Here is a 247-nt window from a genome sequence, read left to right as displayed (position 1 = left end):
ACCGCATGCGGGCGCGGGATTTCACGGCGCGCATCGGCAGCGCGCTGATCGGCGTGTCGCGCGCCGCGCTGGCGCAGGCCGAGCGCCATGCCGATTGCGTGATGCCGGGCTACACCCACATGCAGGCGGCGCAGCCGATCACCTATGGCTATTACCTGTCGGCGCTGGTGGATGCGTGGTCGCGCGATATCGGCCGGCTGGCGCACGTGCTGGAAACGGCGGACGCCTCGCCGCTGGGCGCCTGCGC

General features: G+C 72.1%; 1 protein-coding gene. It reads left to right on the top strand.

The genetic code is table 11. The annotated features are described in order from the left end of the window. Positions 1–247 (top strand): lyase family protein (locus SB771_RS36225; protein ID WP_410722188.1); only part of this gene is annotated, 247 nt, incomplete at both ends.

The organism is Burkholderia sp. SIMBA_051 (assembly GCF_046534915.1).
Taxonomy (GTDB): domain Bacteria; phylum Pseudomonadota; class Gammaproteobacteria; order Burkholderiales; family Burkholderiaceae; genus Burkholderia; species Burkholderia ambifaria.
This window is presented reverse-complemented; position numbering and strand designations above follow the sequence as displayed.